Raw genomic sequence first — 20,727 nt, forward strand, 5'->3', positions numbered from 1 at the left:
CCAGGTCAAGCAGTTCGCGCAGCCGATCCGGCGTGCGGTTCCACACCACAAGGTCATGGCCCGCATCCAGCAGCCGCCGGGCCATCGCCTGCCCCATGCGTCCAAGACCTATGAAAACTACCTTCATCTCAAAACTCCGTGTCCACCGCGCCCGTCCATCAATGCGAGCCGTAATAACCGACAACCGCACAGCATAGCGCCCAGAACACTGGCCATTCGCTCCCGCCAATATGCCATAACCACCGGCGCGAAACTTTGAAGTTCGCGGCTGCGGCGACAAGCAGGTAAACGCACCCGAGATAAGCGGCGTAAACCGGCAGGATGCCGAGCATCAGGCAGGCTGCCAGTACAATCTCGAGTCCCATGGCCACATAGGACCAGAACTGGGGCGGGTTCAGGCCGGCCTGCTTGAAGAAGGCTACCGAGGCCTGACGCGCAGTGATTTTCCCCACCACATGAGGGATGAAGAAGGCGCCGCACAAGACCCTCAGCACGGCATAGCCATTCGTCATGTCGAAGGCGCTGTCCACGGCGCATTCCTCCACTGCCTTTGGGCACGCCGGCCCGCCATTATCCGCCCAGATCATGCTGCCACGATCCCACTCTGTTCGCTTTTCGGCGTCCAAGGGCGGGGCTGGCATAATTTAATATGGAGAGGCGCTTGACAGCGCAAGAAAAATCGACAAACTTTGCTCAAAGGCCAAAACTAACGAAATTTAATGCCTGTAAGTTTCATTCGTGCGAAATTACTCACGACGGCATCAAGGCGCCGGCCAAGGCAAGCTCATAGGGAGGTTCATGAAGTCGAAGGCTGCAGTCAGGAATGGCTTAGAGGGTTAGGGATGTCTTTCGCCTCAACCCGCAATCATCGTCCGCTGATTTTGCCTTAGAATTAATGAAATCCACGAATTAGAAGTATTTGTCGAAATATTGGATTAGCGATCTAATGTGATCGCATGTCGGAATTACGCTTTAGGCGTCCGAAAGGGAAAGCTGATAATGAAGTATAATCGACCACATGCTGGCGCAAGCTTCGGCACCCAGGCTAAAGACTGGGAGCGCGGCATCGATTACGACCGCTTGTTCAAGGCAAGATTGAAGCGGGCGCAGGAGGCAGTACGTCACGCGGGCCTTGGTGCGGTATTGTGCTTCAATTTCGACAATATCCGCTATGTTACGGGTACGCATATCGGCGAATGGGCGCGCGACAAGTTCATGCGCTATGCGCTTTGCCCGGCCGAAGGGCCTCCGTTCCTCTGGGATCCGGCGCCGCCCGCCAAGCGGTTGTCGTCGCCGTGGATCGCGGACAATGTGGCCGCGCCGATCTCGACCATGCAAGGTGGACTCCCGCCATGGATGAACGTGCAGGGCGATTTCGCAAAGCAGATCAAGAAGGCGCTCGTTCATTTCGGGATCGAAAAGCAGCCGCTCGGCATCGATATCATGGAACTTCCGATGCTCCGGGCGCTCGAGGCCGAGGGTATCGAAGTGGTCGACGGTCAGCAGGCACTGCTGGACGCCCGCGAAATCAAGACGCCGGACGAGATAGAATTGCTCAAGATGGCTGCGTCGATGGTCGACGCCACTTATGTGGACATCGCCAAGGCGATCCGGCCCGGCACGCGCGAAAACGAACTTGTGGCGATCGCCAATGACCGTCTGTTCCGCATGGGGTCGGAACGCGTTGAATGTGTCAATTCGGTGTCGGGTCCACGCGGCCGCCCGCACTCGCACACATTTTCCGATCGCATGATCCAGCCGGGCGACATGGTGTTCCTGGACATCATGCATTCGTTCAACGGCTACCGGACCTGTTACTACCGGACCTTCATTTGCGGGGAGCCCAACAAATATCAGATCGATGCCTATGAGAAGGCGTCGAAATGGATCAGCGCCTCGATCGACATGATCCGGCCGGGTGTCACGCCTGACGAGATTGCGGATGTTTGGCCGGATGCCACCGAATTCGGCTATCGCGACGAGGCAGAGGCGTTTCTCCTGCAATATGGTCACGGCGTGGGCCTGTCGCTGTGGGAGCGGCCGATCATTTCCAAGCGCTATCGCGGTCAGAACCAGCCACTGCGCGAAGGCATGGTGTTCGCGCTTGAAACCTGGTGCGGCGCCGAAGACGGATCGGGTGCTGCCCGCATCGAGGAAGAAGTGGTTGTTACCAAGGACGGTTGCGAAATCATTACGAACTTCCCGTCGGACCGACTCATTTCCTGCGGCCTGCCGGGATGCGAGATTTTCTAGTCTCCCATGTTGAGCACCTTGATGAGAAATAATGAACGGGTACGAATATTTGGTTTGATTGATAAATAACAAAAAGTTCGGTTCTCGCAGGGGGAAGTTGGGTCTTATTATAACTTTAAGGGGAATAATAATGAGGAAAGATCTTAGAATCCGAACAAGCCTACTTTGCGCAGTTGCAATTGGCGCGCTCGCCAGCCCTGCATTGGCGCAGGACGAGCCCGCCGCCGCCCCCGCGCAGGATCAAGCGGCTCAAGATCATGCGGACACGGGCGGCTCGGCCTTGTCGGGCGAGATCATCGTGACGGCGCAGCGTCGCGAGCAGAGCATCCAGAAGGTGGGTATCGCCATCACCGCCTATTCCGGCGAACAGTTGCGCGCGCTCAACGTGACCGATTCACGCGAACTGGCGGGGCTTACGCCGGGCGTGCATCTCGGTGGCGCGCTTGCTGGCCAGAACAGCCAGTACACGATCCGCGGCGTGACCCAGAATGACTTCAACGATATCGTCGAGGCGCCGAATGCGGTTTATCTGGACGATGGTTACATCGCGATCGGCCAGGGCCAGACTTTCGCCCTGTTCGATATCGACCGCGTCGAAGTGCTGAAGGGGCCGCAGGGCACGCTGTTCGGCCGCAACGCGACCGGCGGCCTTGTCCGCTACATCACGCGCAAGCCCAATCTGGACAAGGTCGAGGGCTTTGTCGACGTCAATTACGGGCTCTATGACTCGCTGAGCACGCCCGGTGCGTTCCACGGTGAAGCGGCGATCAACCTGCCGATGGGCAGCATGATGGCGACGCGTTTCGCCGTCATGTGGAACAAAGCTCAGCCCTGGCTGCGCAACGAATATCCGGCGGGCGCGGTTGGTGGTTCGCCTGGTCCGGGCGCCGGCGCCAATATGGGCGATGACGATACGCTCGCAGGACGCATGACCACCTTGTTCGAGCCCAATGACAGCGCCCGCGTGCTGCTGTCCGTCAATGCGGCGAGAACCCGGATGGCAACGGCGCCGTATCAGCAGAAGGCAACGATCGGTGTGTTCGATGCTGCGGGCGAACTGGTGAACGTCCTGAATGCCGGCCCGAACGAAACGCGCGCTTCGATTGCGGCTGACGGTTCCGATGGCGGTTCGGACCCCGGCAACACCGGCAGCTTCGGTGCTCCCTTTGGCCGTCCGGTCCCCGGCGGCGACTTCTTCGGCTACAAGGATCCCGATGGCAGCGGCCCTCGCACGTCGAGCGACTTTGCCTTCCGCGATCATGGGCGCGTGAGGACCTGGGGCGTCAACCTGAATGGCGAGTTCGACTTGAGCGACAGCGTCAAATTGGCGGCGGTGAGCGACTACAAGCATTTCTACAAGATCGCTTTCGTGGACACGGATTCTGGACCGGGCAACCAGTCCGGCGTGTATCAGGGCGTTCGCGCTTCCACCTTCAGCCAGGAAGTCCGCCTGTCAGGGAAGACCGATCTCGTCGACTGGACGGCGGGGCTCTATTATCTGCACATCAAGGCGAACTCGCGTTCGGGACTGAAATTCCCCGTGGGCAGCGTTGTGCCGGGGGCGCCATTTGATGTCGGCGCCGATGCGACGCTGAAGACTAATTCCTACTCGGCCTTTGGCCAATTGGATTGGCACATCGCCCCGCAACTCACCTTGATCACCGGCGCGCGCATCATTCGCGAACAGAAGGATATGAGCTTCTTCCAGGGAATATGGGGCACCACTGACTCGCGTGAGACGCAGATCGGGACACCGATCGTCATCGGCCCGATATTCGGTCCGAACGGGCCGACCGGTTATTCGGACAAGTCCAAGAAGACGCTTTGGGCAGGCAAGGTCCAGCTCGACTTCCAGGTCAACCCGGATCTGCTCCTCTATGCAGGCATCAACCGCGGTGTGAAGGCGGGCAGCTACAACGCTCCCGTTCCGGGCGGTCTGCCGGTTCCCACCAGCGCGCTTCCCTACAAGGCGGAAACTCTCACCAACTATGAGAGCGGCATCAAATATACCTTCCCGGACGGCAAGACCCGGTTCAACGCATCCGCATTCTACTATGATTACAAGAACTATCAGGCATTCCTCTTCTCCGGCGTTGGCGGCATCGTCATCAATGCCGACGCGAGAACGATCGGTGGCGAAGCCAACCTGTTCACCTCGCCGGTCAGGGGCCTCGATGTCGGGCTTGCCGTGTCCTACTTCGATGCGAAGGTGAAGGATGTGCCGCTTCGTGCCGGAGGTCCGATCAGTCGCGACGTCCAGCCCAACTATGCGCCGCCGCTTCAGGGCAGCGCCATCCTTCGGTATGAATGGGAAGCCCTTGGCGGCAAGCTGTCGGTTCAGGGCGACGCCAGCTATACCGATCCCTTCTTCTACAACCTCCGCAATTTCGACGCGGACAAGTTTGGCAGGACTGTGATGGTCAATGCCGGTCTTGGCTGGTCGAACGAAAGCTGGGAGCTCAACTTTCGCATCAGGAACCTCACCAACGTGCACCAGGGTGTCCAGGGCTTCGACCTGGCGACTTTCTGCGGTTGCAACGAGGTTTCCTACAAGCCGCCCCGCTTCTTCCAGCTCGGCGCGCGCTACAACTTCTGATTGCATCAGTCGTGAAAACGGTTCGCGCCCGGAAAAGAAGAAACAGCGCGATGAAAGTATGGATGAGCGTCCCGGCCGGTCTGGCGACCGGCCGGGACATAAGGCGATCGGGCACTAGAAGGAGGCGGTGATGGCAGGTTATCCGGCCAGCGATTACGATCCGGGTTACGAGTGGAAGGCCGTGGCGCTGCTGAGCCTCGGATTCGGCCTTGTGGGGCTGGACCGCTGGATCATCGCTCCGCTGGCGCCCGCCATCATGCGGGACCTTGGGATCAGCCTGCCGCTCATCAATGTCCTGATCGCCATTTTGGGTGTAACCTGGGGCGTGGCCGCAGTTGCCATGGGCAACCTCTCGGACCGGATCGGTCGTCGCAAGGTCATGCTGCCGGCTCTTCTTATCTTCTCGCTCGCTTCTGCGTTCAGTGGTCTGGCTGGTGGCTTCACCAGTCTGCTTTTGATCCGCGGTCTGATGGGCGTGTCGGAAGGTGCCTTTTGTCCGGTGAGCTTCGCGGCGACTGCGGAAGCATCCAGGCCCTCCCGCATAGGGTTCAATCAAGGCCTGCAGCAGAGCATGTTCGCCTTGTTCGGATTGGGGATTGGTCCCATTCTCGCGACCTGGCTGCTCGGCTTCACGTCGTGGCGTGGGGTTTTTGCCATTGTCGGACTGCCTGGCATCATTCTCACGATTCTGTTGTGGAAGGTTATCAGGGAACCCGGCCAGAACCAGAAGACCATTGGCACGCCCGCACCGCCGACATCGATCCGCGAGGTCCTCATGGTGCGTAACATCCGCCTTGCAATGGTCGGTTTGCTCTGCGCGATGTGTGGCATTTTCGTGGTCAGCGCGAATGTGCCAATCTATCTGGCCGAATATTTGAAGTTGCCGTCGATGCAGGTGGGGCTTGTGACCTCGGCCATCGGTTTTGGCGGATTTGTCGGCCTTTGGATGCTCCCGGCCTTGTCGGACATCTTTGGCCGCCGGGTGATGGCGATCATCGGCTTCGCGGGTGGCGCTGCATTCACCTATTGCTTCATCACGCTGGGTGCGCAGCCAGGCTATCTGTTTGCCTCGCTGTTCGGAGCGACCGCTTCCAGCTTCGGGGTTCTCTCTCTGCTCACCGGGCCAGTCGCCGCAGAGTCCGCTCCCCCGGGGATGCTCTCTACTGCTTCGGGGTTGATCATCGGTGTCGGGGAGATCTTCGGAGGCGGCGTGGCGCTGCTTCTCGCCGGCTATATCATCGGAACCTTCGGGATCCAGTATATGCTCTATCTGGCGCTCGGTGGGCTGATGCTTGGTGCTGTCCTGATGTGCGGCCTGGTCGAAACCGCACCGCGCAAGCGCCAGAAAAGTCCACGGTGGAGCGAGGAAGCAATCGCAGATGGCTGACCTTGCCCGCCATGTTTGCTCGATGAGGCGTTTGGCTCGACCTCGCATATGCGCCGGGCAGATTGGGCCAGCGTCTTCGTCAAGATGGGTTTATAACTATTCGCTCGACAGAATATCCGGGAGTTTTGTGCAATGAGTACCCCAATCATTGGTCTCGGGCCGCGGCTTGATACCGATTACTCGATCTGGCCTTTGGCATATTGTCAGTCGGAAATGCCGCAAGATTTCTTTGGTGGCTCCATCAAGTTCAGCAATATGGGCACAATTCGCGTGCCAATGATCTACACATTGCTGGTCGGCGGCGAAGTCGGCGGCAAACAGCACGTCGCCTTGGTCGATTGCGGTTTTCGCAATGACCATTGGGCGGCGAAATACGGGTTTGCCAGCTGGGAGGAGCCGCGTGACGTGCTGGCCCGCGTCGGTTTCGCGCCCGAAGATGTCGAGGTGATCCTGGTTACCCACATGCATTTCGATCACATTGGAAATTTCGAGGCGTTTCCCAATGCCAAGCTGTACATCCAGATCGACGAATATCTCGGCTGGTCGGACATTGTGTGCTCCGCTCACCAGTATGAGACCGAAGAGGAAAGGGCTTTTATCTTTTCGTCGTTCGATCCCCAGGATCTGATCCGCGCCGCACAAGGCGTAGCCGAGGGGCGCGTGCGTTTCATTCGCGGTGACGAGGAAGTTCTGCCGGGCATCACGGCGCGGCTGGCCAAGGATAGCCACACTTTCGGTAGCCAATGGTTCGAGGTGCAGACCCGCAATGGCCCGTTCGCCGTCGTTGGCGACGTTGTCTACTGGTATTCGAACATCGAGAGCATGTGGCCTTCGGGCTATCATCAGGGCAACGTGATGAACCAGCTGAGCGTCTTCCGCCAGATTCGGGAGACGTTGAAGCAGAAGATCGACCGGGTCATTCCTGGGCACGATCCCAAGGTGTGGGATCGCCATAATTCATGGGTGGCACCGAGTGGGAATCCGATCGCGGAGGTCAACCTGCGTCAGGGCGACACCACAAGGCGGCCTGACCTATCTGCCCAGAAAATCATTCACACCTGAGGAGTCGATCGCCCGTTCATGCTGTCGAATCCGGGAAGACCGAACAGCGCGCAAACCGGAATGCGCCGCATGATGAATGTCAAACTGTTTTGAGGACTAAGACTATGGTGGCTTCGATCCCCATTTCGGATGTCAATCCGTTCGAGCTTGAACGGCGGCTAGAGCCCTACGCGTTCTACGAAGAACTACGGGAGATGGGCCCTGTCGTGCACCTGCGGACGCTCGATCTCTACGCGGTCAGCCGCTTCGCCGACGTGCGCCGGGTCCTCGCCGATCAGCGGGTCTTCTCGTCTGCGCAAGGCGTTGTGCAAAATGCCGCGATGAATGCAGCGATGGCGGGGTCGATCGTCGGCACCGACCCGCCGGAGCACACCCGCCTGCGCGCGATCCTCGGCCGCCCGTTGACGCCGGCGCGGCTCGCCCCGATGCGCGACATGCTCTCCGAGCTCAGCGCACGGCAGGTCGAGCGCATCCTGGCAAACGGTAGCGAGGTAGAGGCGGTGTCCCAGATCTCCTGTCACCTGCCGCTCTCGGTAGTTACCGAGTTGGTCGGGATGCCTGACGATGCCACCGACCGCATGCTTCCCTGGGCTGCCGCCAGTTTCAATGGCATGGCCCCCGATATCATGCCCGGCACGGCTCCGGCGCTGGCCACGATCGGCGAGATGATGGGCTACATCGCTGACCCCAGCCTGCCTGGCAGGCTGCGGCCCGGCAGCTGGTCCGCCCAGCTGCACGAGGCATCGGTGAGCGGCGAGATCGACTACGAGCAGTTTCTTAGCATGCTGCAGGGTTATCTCATGCCATCGCTCGACACGACGATCTTCGCGATGTCTAACCTGCTGTGGCTGCTGGCAAACAACCCGGACCAGTGGGAGCTGCTGCGGTCCCGCACCAGTCTTATTCCGCGCGCCATTCACGAAGCCATCAGGCTCGAGAGCCCGGTACAGTTCTTCTCGCGCGTGGCAACGGAGGACACGGAGATCGACGGCACCCCGATCAAGGCCGGTTCGCGCATATTCGTCATCTATGCCTCGGCCAATCGCGATCCCCGTCGCTTCGAGAATCCGGACCGTTTCCAGATCGAACGCGACAGTACGGATCACATCGGCTTTGGGCATTCGGCGCACCGGTGCGTGGGTATGAACCTGGCGTTGATGGAAATCACCGCGATGCTCACGGCGCTCGTCGGCAAGGTTAGGGCGATCGAACTGATCGATGCCAAGCGAGCCGACAACGCCATCCTGCGCGGTTTCGAGAAGCTTTCGCTCCGCTTGGTCCCGTTGTCAGGTGGTTAGAGGACGACCGCACGGCAACTAAACCCGATCTTCAATCCCAAACTCTTCAATTTACAAAAGGATGGATATCATGTTTGTAGTTAGAAATCCCCAGTCGATCGCCAACCCGGTGGGGGCATATAGCCATTCGGTCGAGATTCCGGCCGGTGCGCGCATCCTGTCGATCGCTGGACAGGCGGGCATCCGGCCCGACGGAACTCTGGCTGAGGGTTTCGAGGCGCAGCACGAGGAAATCTGGAAGAACGTTCTGGCCATTCTCGCCGAAGCGAACATGGGTCCGGAAAACCTGGTTCACCTCAACGTCTATTCGACCGATGCCAGCGCTATCCGCTTCCTGGCGCCGCACCGGAAGAAGTACCTGCCTGAAGGTTACCTACCGACCTCGACCTGGGTTGTGGTGTCGGCGCTCGCCAATCCCAACTGGGTCGTAGAGATGGAAGCCATCGCGGCAAAGGTCGACTGATCGCTTCGCATTTGCCCCTGGCCGCAACACTGGCCAGGGGCAAATGCAGGCATTTCGAGCGGGGAAGGCCTCAATGTTGCGAATTTGAGGCGGTACACTGGGAGGGTATTGTGAACGCCATCGTTTTTCCGGATCTCACTGACGCTATAGTTCAACTTCGCATTATCTGTGGTCTCCTGTTTATTCCCCACATCCTTGCACAGTTTACTGCCAAGGATGCCGTCTTCGGCTTTTTCGAGGCCGCTGGGCTCAAACCCGCGTGGCTTTTTGTGCGGACTGCGCTGGTCGTTCAGACGCTCGTACTGCTCGGTTTGGTACTGGGAATCTACGTATTCTACGCAGCGTGGCTGGGCGGCATCTTCATGATCTGCGCGGGGTTGGCAGCGTTCAAAGTCTCCAAGGGACGTTGGGTCTGGAACCTGGGTGGTTGCGAGTTTCACATGTTCTGGGGTTTGTGCTGCATCATCGTCGGGCTTCACAGTCAGGCGTAAGGTGTAGGCACATCGAACACCCCGCTCAGGTACTGAGGCAACCGAGCGCGCAGTCAAGTGGTGCAGGCCCGTTCGCGACGACGCCCATCGCCGCTGCGGAGAAGCCGCTGTCAATCTGAAATAAATCCCGGAGTACCGATATGGCAGTCAATATTCCTGACGTGGACGTCGATGTTTTCGCACCGGAGGCGCTGGCCAATCCGTTCGAGAACTATCGAATTTTCCGGGACACCGCGCCGATCGTGCGTCTTCCCAAATATGACCTCTACGTCATGTCGCGGTTTGCGGACGTGCAGGCGGCCCTGAAGAACAACGCATTATTTTCCTCAGGCAGCGGCGTTGCAATGAACGACCTGATGAACAAGGCGATCATGGGCAGCACGCTCTTCACGGATGCCCCTTACCATAGCGAACTGCGTTCGATTGTCAGTCGACCGCTCGCGCCCGCCCGATTGGCCGAGCTCCGCCAGCGCCTGTACAGCCTCGCGGAAGAGCTGGTCGAGAGCCTGGTTGCGAAGGGTGATTTCGATGCCGCGGCCGAACTCGCGCCATTTCTGCCCGTTACAGTGGTCTCTGAACTGGTCGGTCTGCCCGAGGAAGGGCGTGAACGGATGCTCATATGGGCGAGCGCGGTGTTCAACTCCTTTGGTCCAAGGGGCGTTGAGCGAACCGAGGCGGCGTTTCCGATCATGGAAGAGATGGTGACCTATGCACGCAGTTGCACCGCCGATCGCGTGAAACCTGGCAGCTGGGTTGCCAAGCTGTACGAAGCGGCAGAGGCTGGTGAGCTCCGCCCCGAGCAGGTCGGACCGGTCATGGGCGATTATCTCGGCCCGAGCCTCGACACGACCATTCTTGCAACGGGCAGCATGATCGCCCTGTTCGCGCAGCACCCCGACCAGTGGGACAAGCTGCGCGCGAGCCCATCGCAGATCCCTAACGCGATCAACGAAGCCATGCGGCTCGAGGGGCCGGCGCAGGGCTTTACCCGCGTGTTGACGGACGATTTTTCGGTCGAAGATCAACGGCTCAACAAGGGTGATCGGGTCCTTATATTGTTTGCATCCGCGAATCGCGATGAACGGCATTGGGAAGACCCGGAACGGTTCGATATCACGCGCCGAGCCGCCGAGCAGGTGGGCTTCGGCCACGGCATTCACATGTGCATGGGCGCAAACCTCGCCCGACTGGAAATGTCGGCGATACTCTCGGCATTGATACCCCGGGTCGAGCGGTTCGAGCTTCACGATGCAGAGCGCATTTTGAACAACGTCCTGCGCGGTTACAAATCGCTCAAGCTGACCGCGCATGCGGTGAAATAAACTGCCACCGGTCGGCCCGATCCACGGCCTTACCGTGGATCGGGCCGACGAGGTTTCTTACCAACCTTGGCCCGCGAAGGGGTATTCGATGCAAGTGAGCAACCTGACGAAGGGACTTCTGCAGTGAGCGCTGAAAGCCTTTCGGAAACCATCGAGGACCACGCCCTTGAACGCGTGCCGGACGACGCCCGTCAGGGATGGTTGGCCCTGTCATGGAACACGGCAGGCGTGGTGGTTTCGCTGGTGCAGTTGTTCTTCGGCGCGCTGGTGACATTTGTCGCGGGTTTCAAACTCGCGCTTCTGGCCGGCGTCATCGTTGCGATCGTGTGCATCCCGCTGAGCTGGGCCAGCGCCCATGTCGCCTATCGTACGGGCCTCTCCAGCACAGTGCTCTCGCGCTATTTCGCCTTCGGTCGTCGCGGCTCGGTCGTCGCTTCCCTCATTTTCTCTTTTATGATCATCGGCTTTCTCGCGCTTGAGAATGCCCTTCTGTATCGCGGCTTCATATTCTATTTCGAGCTTGCGGACACCGTCACGACCCGTATCGTCATCTACGGACTTATGACGTTGGCCTGGATCCTGCTGACATCATACGGCTTCAAACTGATCGCCAAGGCTTCGTCGGTCACGCTGACACTGTCGTTGGCTGTGCTGGCCTATATCACTTATCTGGTGGTATCCGGAGGCAAGCAGCCCGTTGGTGAACTGCTCTCGTTCGGATCGCAATTTTCCCCGGACGCGTTGCAGCAGATGGGGGCGGGCAGCGAGATGGGCAAATTCATCTTTGCCGTCAACGTCCTGTTCGGAGCCGCCTGTGGCATGGCGCTTTTCGGTGCGGATATTGCCAGATATGCGCGCCGCTCGGTTGATGCCGGCGTGTCGACGACGTTCGGCGTGCTGTCCGTCCTGCTGATGCTCTGCGTTGGCGGGATCATCATGTATGCCGGTGGGCCGGCGCTGGTGGATTATTATGTCAACCACACCGGCATGACGGTGGAGGCGGCGCAGAAGGCGTCTCTGCAAAATCCGGACAGCATCGTTGCTGCGTTCGTCGTCCTGGGCGGCGCGTTTGGGGCAATCCTACTCGTTCTGGCGCAGGGGAAGACACAGGTTCTCAACAATTATAGCGCGTCTCTTTCGCTCTCGAACCTGTTCGACGCGTTGAACCTGAGGATGGGGCGACTGACCTTCGTCATTCTGGCCAACATCATCGCGCTGCTCATGCTCTATGGGCATCTCCTCGAACTGATCGAACTCTGGGTCACGTTCCTCGGTGTCATCGTAACGGCCTTCGCGGGCATCATCGTGGCGGACTATTATGTCGTCAAGGCGTGGCTGGGGAAGGAATCGACGATCGTCCCAGAGACGCCTGAGAACATCAACTGGGCCGGTGTCGTGACCCTGGTCGCTTCGGTCGGCCTTGTGCACTATGTCCTCGCGAAGATCGTGCCGATCGAGGCTGTCATGACCTTGTTCCTGTCGATGATCATCTATCCGATCCTGCGCACCACGGTGCTGAAGCCGAGCCTTCCGCATTCTTCCGCGGCCGTCCTTGAACCTGGCGCGGCGCCCCGGCGGCTTGGTGACGCGGTGGCGATTTCGGATGGCGAAACAGGCTGACCGGCGTCGAAAGCGTCGGTGAATTTCCAGAGACAATAGACCTACCAAGGAGACTAACGATGGCAATCTTGCAACAACTGGCCCAGGCTTTGTCGGCGGGCAGCGTCGAGGTCGTCGACCTGACGCACACGCTGGAGGAACGCACGCCGATCATTCCGCTTCCCGAGCCCAATCATCAGCAATGGCCTTTCCACATGGAAGAGATTTCCCGCTTCGATGAGCGTGGGCCGGACTGGTACTGGAACAACTTCAGCTGCGGCGAGCATACCGGCACGCACTTCGATGCGCCCGTCCACTGGATTTCCGGCCGGCATTACGAGGATGGTGCGGTCGACACGATTCCCGTGAAGCGGTTCATCGCTCCCGCCTGCGTCATCGACATTACCGATCGCGTCCATGAAGACTATCTCACCACCGTCGAGGACATCGAGAAGTGGGAAGCCGAACATGGCCGCATCCCCGCAGGATCCTGGGCACTGATCCGCACGGGTTGGGCATCGCGCAACTATACCGACGCATTTCTGAACGTCCGTGAAGATGGCGGCCACTGGCCGGGCAACCATCCCGAGGTTGCCAAGTTCCTGGCGAAGGAGCGCGATGTTATCGGTGTGGGAACAGAGCCGGTGGGCACGGACTCAGGGCAGTCCTCCACCTTTGCGGAACCGCTGCCGTGCCACTACAACATGCATGGAAACAACAAGTTCGGCCTGTCGAGCCTGAACAACCTGCACCTCCTGCCGCCTACCGGGGCAATGCTGATCACACCGCCGCTCAAGATCAAGAACGGTTCGGGCAGCCCCTGCCGCGTTCTGGCGCTGGTCGAGCGCTGAGTTGTACCATATCGGCGGCCGTCAGAACTTGCTGGCGGCCGCCGGCTGGATTGACATAAGCAGCAGTGAAAACTGGCAGATTCAGCCGATATTAGACTTCATTCCACCAATATCGTTAAGTCGCCGCTATACGCTTTTCCGACGTCTTTTGCGGGGCGATTCGGGATTGGGAAACATATCCGCGCACTGAGCCAGTTCGCACCGGGTACGACGGATATGCTCCGTCAGCAAATGCGCCGCACCCTCCGTGTCACGCTGCCTTATGGCATCGACCATGAGCCTGTGTTCTGCATGTATGATCCAGTTGCGTTCGCGACCCAGCAGGCTGGTGAACGCGCGGCGATAGTGCTGCGTCGTGTTCCAGAAGCGCTCGATCATCGCGAGCAACTGCTTCATTCCAGCGTCCGCATAGGACGCCAGATGAAACATGCGATCCAGTTTGAGGAAGGTTTCGGTGTCCGTTGATGCGGCCATGTCTTCAACCAGCCGCTCGAGCAGATCTATGTGTTCGTCGGTCATGTTAGGGATTGATTGCGCCAGGGCCAGGGGCTCCAGCCGTTCCCTGATCATGTAGATTTCGAGGCATTCCGCCAGGTCGACCCTCGCCACCCAGGCGCCGCTGCTCGGTTTCAGCACGACGAGCCCGTCACTCTCCAACCGGCCGAGCGCGACGCGCACGGGAATCCGGCTTACCGAGAAGCGGGCGGCGAGCTCTTCCTGACCGATACGGCTGCCAGGGGGCAGTTCACCCGCGAGGATCAGCGCGCGTATGCCTTCCGTAACGCGGTCGGTGGTAAGCGACGTCTCATGCGTGCTGGTTTCCGCGGGTGCTGTCCTGTCGATCGTCTCCACTCCTCAGGCGGCCGGATCGGCAGGGTGCCACAACCGTCGGGTGGTAGTCGACTCATAGCCCTTGCCTCCCGGAAAGCTCACCAACTCCAGTTGCATATCCCAGGGCGTGAGGAAATAGACCCATGTCTGCCCCCCGCTGGGCCCCGTGGCGCGGACGGTCGGCTCGCCCAGAATGCGCAGCCCGTGCCGCTTCAGATGCGCCAGCGCGAGATCGAAGTCATCGACGTAGAAGGCGAGATGATGGCCGCCGACATCGCAATTGCGGGGCGGCACCGCGTTCCGGCCGTCCCCGTCATATTCGAAAATCTCGAAATTGGGGCCAAAGCCGCATCGGAAGAAGCGCAACTCGCGCACGCGGGTGCGGGCGGGAACATTGAGGTGATGGACCATCCAATCGCCCTCGGCATCCTCGATCGGTCCGAGTGAATAGAAATATTCGCATCCGATCACGTCGACGAAGAAGCGCGTGGCCTCTTCAAGGTCCGGTACCGTGAACCCGATATGCTCCACGCCCCTCAGCCCCGGAAGCCCGCCGCGATGTTCCATGAATGTCTCCAATTGGATTCTATTCATGGAAAATTGTGCAAAATCGATGGATCAGTCAAGAAAAAATGCCAAGATAGGATCCAATCATTGACATTTCCCCGCCGCCATGGTTGTTCGGCTGCGCAAGATGACCGGATAGGATACACCGTGAACGCAATCATCACTGAGCCTTTGCAGCCGATCACTCCATGGGTGTCGCTGGCCACCAATTCCGCCGCGTGGGCAGCTGCTGATCCCAAGCTGCTCGACTCGATGTTGACGTCGATGGTGCTGATCCGCGCGTTCGAGGAGAAGGTGCTGGAACTGGCGGGGCAGGGCCTTGTCCACGGCCCCGCCCATTCTGCGATCGGGCAGGAAGGGGGCGCCGTCGGATCGGTGCTTGCCATGCGCGGTTCCGACCAGATCAACGGTTCGCATCGCGCGCACCACCAGTTCCTGGCGAAAGCGCTGCATTATGTCGCGCCGCAGGGACTGGAATCCGCGGCTCCGTTCGGCGATGACGTCAGGACGATCGCTGATCGCACGATGTCCGAAATCCTCGGGCTGGCGCGTGGCTATTGCAAGGGCCGGGGCGGCTCCATGCACCTGCGCTGGGCGGAATCGGGCAACCTTGGCACCAATGCGATTGTCGGTGGCGGCGTTCCGGGAGCGGCGGGTGCCGCCTGGGCGCACAAGCGCGCTGGCACCGGTGATGTGGCCTTCACCTATTTCGGCGACGGCGCGGTCAACATCGGGTCCGTGCTGGAAACGATGAACCTGGCGGCGGCGTGGAAGCTGCCGCTGTGTTTCTTCATCGAAAACAACCGCTATGCGGTTTCGACCACGGTGGAGGAGGCGACCGCTGAGCCGAGGCTGTCCTCGCGCGGGCTGGCTTTCGGCATCCCCGCCTGGAAAGTCGATGGCATGGATCCGCTCGCTGTATATCTGGCGTCCGAAGCGGCGGTGAAGGCGATGCGCGCGGGCGAAGGTCCGACCATCATCGAAGTCGACGTCTATCGCTATTTTCACCAGAACGGGCCACTGCCCGGCAGCGCCTTCGGATATCGGAGCAAGGATGAGGAAAAGGCCTGGCGCGCGCGCGATCCCATTGACCGGGTCGCGGCGGAAATGGCGGCTCGCCAGCTGATCGGCGATGAGCAGGTTGCTTCGCTGAGGGCGCGCGCCGCGGCGCTGATGGAAGAGACGGCAGCCGAGCTGGTCGAGCAGCATGAAGGGAAACGGCGCATTATCCCGTCGCTGTGGCCTTCTCCCGATTTCCGTGACTTCGGTGTGCGCGGCGACCTGTCCGAACTGCAGGATGTCCGCTATGTGGAGCAGGAGGAGTTTACCGGCGAGATCACCGAGAGCCGCTTCGTCGACGTTGTTGCCGACGTGATGGAACGGCGCATGCGGGAGGATGACGGCATCGTCGTCATGGGTGAGGACGTGCACCGCCTGAAGGGCGGCACGAATGGCGCCACCCGCGGATTGTCCAGCAGTTTCCCTGATCGGGTTCTGGGCACGCCGATCGCCGAGAACGCCTTTGTCGGCCTGGCGGGCGGGATCGCGATGGACGGCCGCTTCGTGCCCGTGGTCGAATTCATGTATCCCGATTTCATGTGGGTGGCCGCTGACCAGGTGTTCAACCAGATCGGCAAGGCGCGCCACATGTTCGGCGGGGACGGCGAAGTGCCCCTCGTGCTCCGCACCAAGGTTGCCATGGGCACCGGCTACGGGTCGCAGCATTCGATGGATCCAGCCGGCATCTTCGCCACGGCGCCGGGCTGGCGGATCGTCGCCGCCTCCACGCCTTATGATTATGTGGGCCTGATGAACAGCGCGCTGCGGTGCAAGGATCCGGTGCTGGTGCTCGAGCATGTCGACCTGTACAACAGCAAGGGCCCCGCGCCGGTGGGCGACCTCGACTATTTCATCCCGCTGGGCAAGGCGAAGCGGGTGCGGACGGGTCAGCATCTGACCGTCCTGACCTATCTGGCGATGGTGCGGCCAGTGCTGGAGGCGGTGGAGAAGCTGGGCATCGATGCCGATGTGATCGACCTGCGGAGTCTGGACCGGGCTGGGGTCGACTGGGCCCTGATCGAGCAGTCGATCGACAAGACGGGCAACGTCCTGATCGTGGAGCAGGGCGCGAACGGCACCTCCTATGGCGGCTGGCTGGCCGCTGAAATCCAGAACCGCTGCTTCGACATGCTCGACCAGCCGGTCCAGCGCGTGCACGGGAGCGAAGCGTCGCCCAGCATTTCCAAGGTGCTGGAATCCGCGGCCTTTGCCGGACCGGAAGATATCGAGGCTGGGCTGCGCCTGGCAATGGCCGGCCAGGGCCGGCCCCTGGCCTGAACGCGCGAGGAATAGCAATGCCACATACGATCGTGATGCCGGCCTTGTCCGCCGGCATGGAAGAAGCGACCATCGCGCGCTGGCTGAAATCCGTTGGGGATGCGGTTGCCGTCGGTGAAGTCATCGCCGAAATCGAAACCGACAAGGCGACCATGGAGCTGGAGGCGGAGCGGGCCGGTACGATTGGCAGGCTCGTTGCCGCCGAGGGAGCGACGGTTGCTCTCAACGCACCCATCGCCCTGCTGCTCGCCGAGGGTGAACAAGCGGACGATCTCGGCGCCGACGCGGTAGAGGTCGCCGGGGACGAAAAGGCCCCTGCTCAACAGGCACCCGCCCAACCGGCTTCTGTCGCGAAGCAGGTGTCTGCCGCAGCAGGATCGTCCACGGATGGGCTGGCGCATCGTCGCAGTCCCGCTTCCCCGCTCGCCCGCCGGCTTGCCCAGGAAAAGGGCGTGGAGATTGAAAGCCTGAAAGGCAGCGGGCCGCGGGGTCGCGTCGTGCGGGTGGACATAGAGGCCGCAGCCGCAGCGCGTCCGGAGCCGGCCCGCGCATCCGCGGCTGACGTGGCGCCGTCGTCGAGCCCGACACGGGCACGCCCGGCGGCACCGGTCGACCAGCCTCATGACGAAATACCACTGACCAACATCAGGAAGGTGATTGCTCGCCGGCTGACCGAAGCGAAATCAACGATCCCGCATTTCTACCTGGAGGCGGATTGCGAGATCGATGCGCTTCTCGATCTGCGGGAAACGCTCAATTCGCAAGGCGAGGGGCAGTACAAGCTTTCGGTCAACGATTTCGTGATCAAGGCTGCCGCGCTGGCGCTTCGTCAGGTCCCGGAGGCGAATACGGCCTGGACCGACGATGCGATCCTTCAATTCCACAATGTCGACGTCTCTGTCGCGGTTGCGACCGATGGCGGCTTGATCACGCCGATCGTCAAACAGGCCGATCGCGCCGGACTCGCCAGCATCTCGGCAGAGGTCAAGGCACTGGCGGCGCGCGCCCGCGACGGTCTCCTTCAGCCTGCGGAATATCAGGGTGGAAGCTTCACGATTTCCAATCTGGGCATGTTCGGCGTGAAGGCTTTTTCCGCGATCATCAATCCGCCGCAAAGCTGCATTCTGGCAGTGGGGGCTGCCGAGCGCCGGCCGGTCGTCCGGGGCGACGCCTGCGTGCCGGCGACCGTCATGTCCTGCACATTGTCCGTCGATCACAGGGCCGTCGATGGCGCTGTTGGTGCGCGATACCTGGCCGCGTTCAAGGCGCTCATCGAGCAGCCCTTGCGCCTGATGCTCTGATAGGAGGTTTTCCATGACTTTGCCTTTAAGGGATCCGTCCCTCCTGAAAGATCAGTGCTTGATCGGTGGTGCATGGATCGGTTCACCCGAAATCGACGTGACCGACCCGGCCAGCGGCGCGAAAATTGCCGCTGTGCCGAACTATGGCGCGGATGAGACACGGCAGGCCATCGAGGCCGCAGAGGCTGCGCTTCCCGGCTGGCGGGAACGGACTGCGGCACAGCGTTCGCAGATTCTGCGGCGCTGGTATCAGGCGATACTTGATGCCGCCGACGATCTGGCGCTGATCCTGAGCAGCGAGCAGGGCAAGCCGATTGCCGAAGCACGCGGTGAGATAATCTACGCCGCCAGCTTCATCGAATGGTTCGCGGAAGAAGCCAAGCGCACCTATGGCGAGGTGATCCCCAGCCCACGCACGGACGCGCGGATCGTGGTGATCCAGCAGCCGGTCGGTGTCACGGCTGCGATCACGCCATGGAATTTCCCGGCTGCGATGATCACGCGCAAGGCGGGGCCGGCGCTCGCCGCTGGATGTACCATGGTGTTGAAGCCCGCCATGCAGACGCCGTTGACGGCTCTGGCCCTGGCTGCCCTGGCCGAGCGCAGCGGCGTGCCCGACGGCGTTCTCAATGTCGTGACCGGGCGGTCGCGCGAGATTGGCGGCGAACTGACGTCCAACCCGACCGTGCGCAAGATAAGCTTCACGGGATCGACCGAGGTCGGCCGCCTGTTGATGGAGCAAAGTGCCGCGACGGTGAAGAAGATGTCGATGGAACTGGGCGGCAACGCGCCTTTCATCGTGTTCGATGACGCGGACATCGATGCGGCGGTCGAGGGCGCTATGCTGTCGAAATACCGGAACAGCGGCCAGACCTGCGTCTGCGTCAATCGCATCTATGTGCAGCGAGCGGTGGCCGACGCATTCATCGAGAAGCTGGCCAAGGCTGTCACGGGCTTGCGCGTTGGCCGCGGAACCGATGAAGACGTGACGCAAGGTCCGCTGATCGACAACGCTGCAGTCGTCAAGGTCGAAGAGCATGTCGCCGATGCGGTGGCGAAGGGCGCCAGGCTGGTCGTGGGCGGCAAGAGGCACGCGCTGGGCGGAAGCTTCTTCGAGCCGACCGTGCTGGCGGGCTGTTCCACCGAGATGCTTGTGGCGCATGAGGAAACCTTCGGACCTGTGGCTTCCATCTTCCTGTTCGATAAGGAGGATGAGGCTGTCCAGTTGGCCAACGCCAGCGAGTTCGGACTGGCCGGCTATTTTTACAGTCGCGACCTTGGTCGGGTGTGGCGCGTCGCCGAAGCGCTTGAATGCGGGATGGTCGGCATCAACACCGGCCTGATTTCGAACGAGGTGGCGCCGTTCGGTGGAATCAAGCAGTCCGGCGTCGGGCGAGAGGGTTCATCGCACGGGATCGCGGACTATCTCGAACTCAAATATCTGTGCATGGCCGGCATCTAGTCCTGCCCTGTCATTCGGTGAAGACGCAGGCCGGAACTAAGCTGTGCTGCGATCCAGTTCGGCCGAGCGGAGGGGCACGCTGCTCCTCCGTTCGGTCGAACCGGTTGACCGGACAACCCGCCGCTCGATTCCCGGCACCCCAATTCAACAGGAGTTACTCATGAGTGTGATCACCCTTGATCAGGCGAATACCATCATCGCCGCTGCCTTTGCCAAGGGCAAGGAGCTGAACCTCAAGCCGCTGTCGATCGCGGTGCTGTGCCCGGGCGGCCATCTGATCGCCTTCCAGCGCGCCGATGGCGCTTCGACGCTGCGTCCGCAGATTGCTACCGGCAAGGCTTCGGGTGCGCTCGCGCTCGGCATCAACTCGCGGGCAATCGCTGACATGGCTGCTGAGCGTCCGAGCTTTGTCGCTTCGCTGGGCCCCATTGCAGCGGCAGGCATCATTCCGGCGGCGGGCGGCGTCATCGTCAAGGATGCTGCCGGCAAGATCGTGGGCGCCGTCGGCATCACCGGCGACACGTCCGACAATGACGAGGCGGCGGCGCTCGCGGGTATTGCAGCGGCCGGTCTGGTCGCACAGGGCTGATACTAGCCACGCGGCAGTCCACAGGACTGCCGCCAAACTGTCCATGCTTCGGCTGTCGCCCGGCAGCTATGTGGAAGAACCGCTTTGTTGGAGCAGGGTCGATCTGATTAATCAGACCGACCCTGCTCCACATTGATTCCGGGCGACCGACACCTGCCGCTGATCGGGAAATGGTTCAGGCCGAATATTCGCCCACTTCTTTGAGCGGGACGCTGTGATTGGCGAGCTGTGCCTGGTCGAGCAGTGCGCCGGAAATGACATGGGCTCTGCCCTGGACATAATCCTTGACCGCATTGACGCAGTCGAGCGCGATGAGCC

The 20,727-nt window shown here is 60.8% G+C and carries 19 protein-coding genes; 14 read left to right on the plus strand and 5 right to left on the minus strand.

Annotated features, from left to right (window positions below):
• Both MRBLMC3_RS10310 and MRBLMC3_RS10315 read right to left on the minus strand, forming a co-directional pair.
• Nucleotides 1–127 (minus strand): NAD(P)-binding domain-containing protein (locus MRBLMC3_RS10310; RefSeq protein WP_363828282.1); only part of this gene is annotated, 127 nt, incomplete at its 3' end.
• Between the two features lie 31 nt (nt 128–158).
• On the minus strand, nt 159–530 hold the full coding sequence (locus MRBLMC3_RS10315; RefSeq protein ID WP_363828260.1) for a DoxX family protein: 372 nt from the start codon (nt 528–530) through the stop codon (nt 159–161).
• A gap of 469 nt (nt 531–999) precedes the next feature.
• Here MRBLMC3_RS10315 and MRBLMC3_RS10320 point away from each other — a divergent pair, with 469 nt between their 5' ends.
• The 10 genes from MRBLMC3_RS10320 (at nt 1,000) to MRBLMC3_RS10365 (ending at nt 13,322) form a co-directional block, all read left to right on the plus strand.
• Nucleotides 1,000–2,253: a M24 family metallopeptidase gene (locus tag MRBLMC3_RS10320; protein WP_363735863.1), complete on the plus strand. Its 1,254-nt coding sequence runs from the start codon at nt 1,000–1,002 to the stop codon at nt 2,251–2,253.
• A 130-nt stretch (nt 2,254–2,383) separates the two neighbouring features.
• On the plus strand, nt 2,384–4,849 hold the full coding sequence (locus MRBLMC3_RS10325; protein ID WP_363828262.1) for a TonB-dependent receptor: 2,466 nt from the start codon (nt 2,384–2,386) through the stop codon (nt 4,847–4,849).
• Between the two features lie 130 nt (nt 4,850–4,979).
• Nucleotides 4,980–6,236 (plus strand): MFS transporter, encoded by a 1,257-nt coding sequence (locus MRBLMC3_RS10330; RefSeq protein ID WP_363755230.1) that lies wholly within the window; start codon nt 4,980–4,982, stop codon nt 6,234–6,236.
• A gap of 132 nt (nt 6,237–6,368) precedes the next feature.
• On the plus strand, nt 6,369–7,298 hold the full coding sequence (locus tag MRBLMC3_RS10335; protein WP_363828264.1) for an N-acyl homoserine lactonase family protein: 930 nt from the start codon (nt 6,369–6,371) through the stop codon (nt 7,296–7,298).
• A 104-nt stretch (nt 7,299–7,402) separates the two neighbouring features.
• The gene (locus MRBLMC3_RS10340; RefSeq protein WP_363735867.1) at nt 7,403–8,596 is read left to right on the plus strand and encodes a cytochrome P450; all 1,194 of its coding nucleotides are present in this window, start codon (nt 7,403–7,405) and stop codon (nt 8,594–8,596) included.
• Nucleotides 8,597–8,666: 70 nt separating this feature from the next.
• Nucleotides 8,667–9,059 (plus strand): RidA family protein, encoded by a 393-nt coding sequence (locus MRBLMC3_RS10345; RefSeq protein ID WP_133654757.1) that lies wholly within the window; start codon nt 8,667–8,669, stop codon nt 9,057–9,059.
• A gap of 110 nt (nt 9,060–9,169) precedes the next feature.
• Nucleotides 9,170–9,550: a DoxX family membrane protein gene (locus tag MRBLMC3_RS10350; RefSeq protein ID WP_363755228.1), complete on the plus strand. Its 381-nt coding sequence runs from the start codon at nt 9,170–9,172 to the stop codon at nt 9,548–9,550.
• 140 nt (nt 9,551–9,690) lie between these two features.
• The gene (locus MRBLMC3_RS10355) at nt 9,691–10,872 is read left to right on the plus strand and encodes a cytochrome P450 (RefSeq protein ID WP_363828266.1); all 1,182 of its coding nucleotides are present in this window, start codon (nt 9,691–9,693) and stop codon (nt 10,870–10,872) included.
• A 123-nt stretch (nt 10,873–10,995) separates the two neighbouring features.
• Nucleotides 10,996–12,492 carry a purine-cytosine permease family protein gene (locus tag MRBLMC3_RS10360; RefSeq protein WP_363735870.1) on the plus strand — a complete coding sequence of 499 codons (1,497 nt, stop codon included), beginning with the start codon at nt 10,996–10,998 and terminating at the stop codon, nt 12,490–12,492.
• Nucleotides 12,493–12,551: 59 nt separating this feature from the next.
• Nucleotides 12,552–13,322, plus strand: a complete 771-nt coding sequence (locus MRBLMC3_RS10365; RefSeq protein ID WP_133654761.1) for a cyclase family protein — start codon at nt 12,552–12,554, stop codon at nt 13,320–13,322.
• A gap of 126 nt (nt 13,323–13,448) precedes the next feature.
• On the opposite strand, the gene MRBLMC3_RS10370 is transcribed toward MRBLMC3_RS10365, so the two are convergent.
• A complete protein-coding gene (locus MRBLMC3_RS10370; protein ID WP_363828268.1) occupies nt 13,449–14,174 on the minus strand; it encodes a GntR family transcriptional regulator in 726 nt (241 codons plus the stop codon).
• Nucleotides 14,175–14,177: 3 nt separating this feature from the next.
• Nucleotides 14,178–14,720, minus strand: coding sequence for a VOC family protein (locus MRBLMC3_RS10375; protein ID WP_363828270.1), 543 nt, complete (start codon nt 14,718–14,720; stop codon nt 14,178–14,180).
• 147 nt (nt 14,721–14,867) lie between these two features.
• On the opposite strand from MRBLMC3_RS10375, the gene MRBLMC3_RS10380 reads away from it, so the two are divergent.
• The 4 genes from MRBLMC3_RS10380 to MRBLMC3_RS10395 all read left to right on the plus strand — a co-directional run bounded on the left by MRBLMC3_RS10380 (nt 14,868) and on the right by MRBLMC3_RS10395 (nt 20,409).
• Nucleotides 14,868–17,057 (plus strand): alpha-ketoacid dehydrogenase subunit alpha/beta, encoded by a 2,190-nt coding sequence (locus MRBLMC3_RS10380; protein ID WP_363828273.1) that lies wholly within the window; start codon nt 14,868–14,870, stop codon nt 17,055–17,057.
• 17 nt (nt 17,058–17,074) lie between these two features.
• Nucleotides 17,075–18,358, plus strand: coding sequence for a pyruvate dehydrogenase complex dihydrolipoamide acetyltransferase (locus MRBLMC3_RS10385; RefSeq protein ID WP_363828276.1), 1,284 nt, complete (start codon nt 17,075–17,077; stop codon nt 18,356–18,358).
• 13 nt (nt 18,359–18,371) lie between these two features.
• A complete protein-coding gene (locus MRBLMC3_RS10390) occupies nt 18,372–19,820 on the plus strand; it encodes an NAD-dependent succinate-semialdehyde dehydrogenase (RefSeq protein ID WP_363828279.1) in 1,449 nt (482 codons plus the stop codon).
• A 160-nt stretch (nt 19,821–19,980) separates the two neighbouring features.
• Nucleotides 19,981–20,409, plus strand: coding sequence for a GlcG/HbpS family heme-binding protein (locus MRBLMC3_RS10395; RefSeq protein WP_133654764.1), 429 nt, complete (start codon nt 19,981–19,983; stop codon nt 20,407–20,409).
• 175 nt (nt 20,410–20,584) lie between these two features.
• Here MRBLMC3_RS10395 and MRBLMC3_RS10400 read toward each other — a convergent pair.
• A partial coding sequence (locus MRBLMC3_RS10400; protein ID WP_363828285.1) for an oxidoreductase C-terminal domain-containing protein occupies nt 20,585–20,727 on the minus strand: 143 nt, incomplete at its 5' end.

The sequence above is a fragment of the Sphingobium sp. LMC3-1-1.1 genome (genome assembly GCF_040676285.1).
In the GTDB taxonomy this organism is placed as follows: domain Bacteria; phylum Pseudomonadota; class Alphaproteobacteria; order Sphingomonadales; family Sphingomonadaceae; genus Sphingobium.

Coding starts and splice junctions, on each gene's coding strand:
- MRBLMC3_RS10340 (WP_363735867.1), top strand. CDS start 7,403: ATGGTGGCTTCGATCCCCATTTCGGATGTCAATCCGTTCGAGCTTGAA.
- MRBLMC3_RS10390 (WP_363828279.1), top strand. CDS start 18,372: ATGACTTTGCCTTTAAGGGATCCGTCCCTCCTGAAAGATCAGTGCTTG.
- MRBLMC3_RS10320 (WP_363735863.1), top strand. CDS start 1,000: ATGAAGTATAATCGACCACATGCTGGCGCAAGCTTCGGCACCCAGGCT.
- MRBLMC3_RS10335 (WP_363828264.1), top strand. CDS start 6,369: ATGAGTACCCCAATCATTGGTCTCGGGCCGCGGCTTGATACCGATTAC.
- MRBLMC3_RS10325 (WP_363828262.1), top strand. CDS start 2,384: ATGAGGAAAGATCTTAGAATCCGAACAAGCCTACTTTGCGCAGTTGCA.
- MRBLMC3_RS10395 (WP_133654764.1), top strand. CDS start 19,981: ATGAGTGTGATCACCCTTGATCAGGCGAATACCATCATCGCCGCTGCC.
- MRBLMC3_RS10355 (WP_363828266.1), top strand. CDS start 9,691: ATGGCAGTCAATATTCCTGACGTGGACGTCGATGTTTTCGCACCGGAG.
- MRBLMC3_RS10330 (WP_363755230.1), top strand. CDS start 4,980: ATGGCAGGTTATCCGGCCAGCGATTACGATCCGGGTTACGAGTGGAAG.
- MRBLMC3_RS10385 (WP_363828276.1), top strand. CDS start 17,075: ATGCCACATACGATCGTGATGCCGGCCTTGTCCGCCGGCATGGAAGAA.
- MRBLMC3_RS10345 (WP_133654757.1), top strand. CDS start 8,667: ATGTTTGTAGTTAGAAATCCCCAGTCGATCGCCAACCCGGTGGGGGCA.
- MRBLMC3_RS10375 (WP_363828270.1), bottom strand. CDS start 14,720: ATGGAACATCGCGGCGGGCTTCCGGGGCTGAGGGGCGTGGAGCATATC.
- MRBLMC3_RS10365 (WP_133654761.1), top strand. CDS start 12,552: ATGGCAATCTTGCAACAACTGGCCCAGGCTTTGTCGGCGGGCAGCGTC.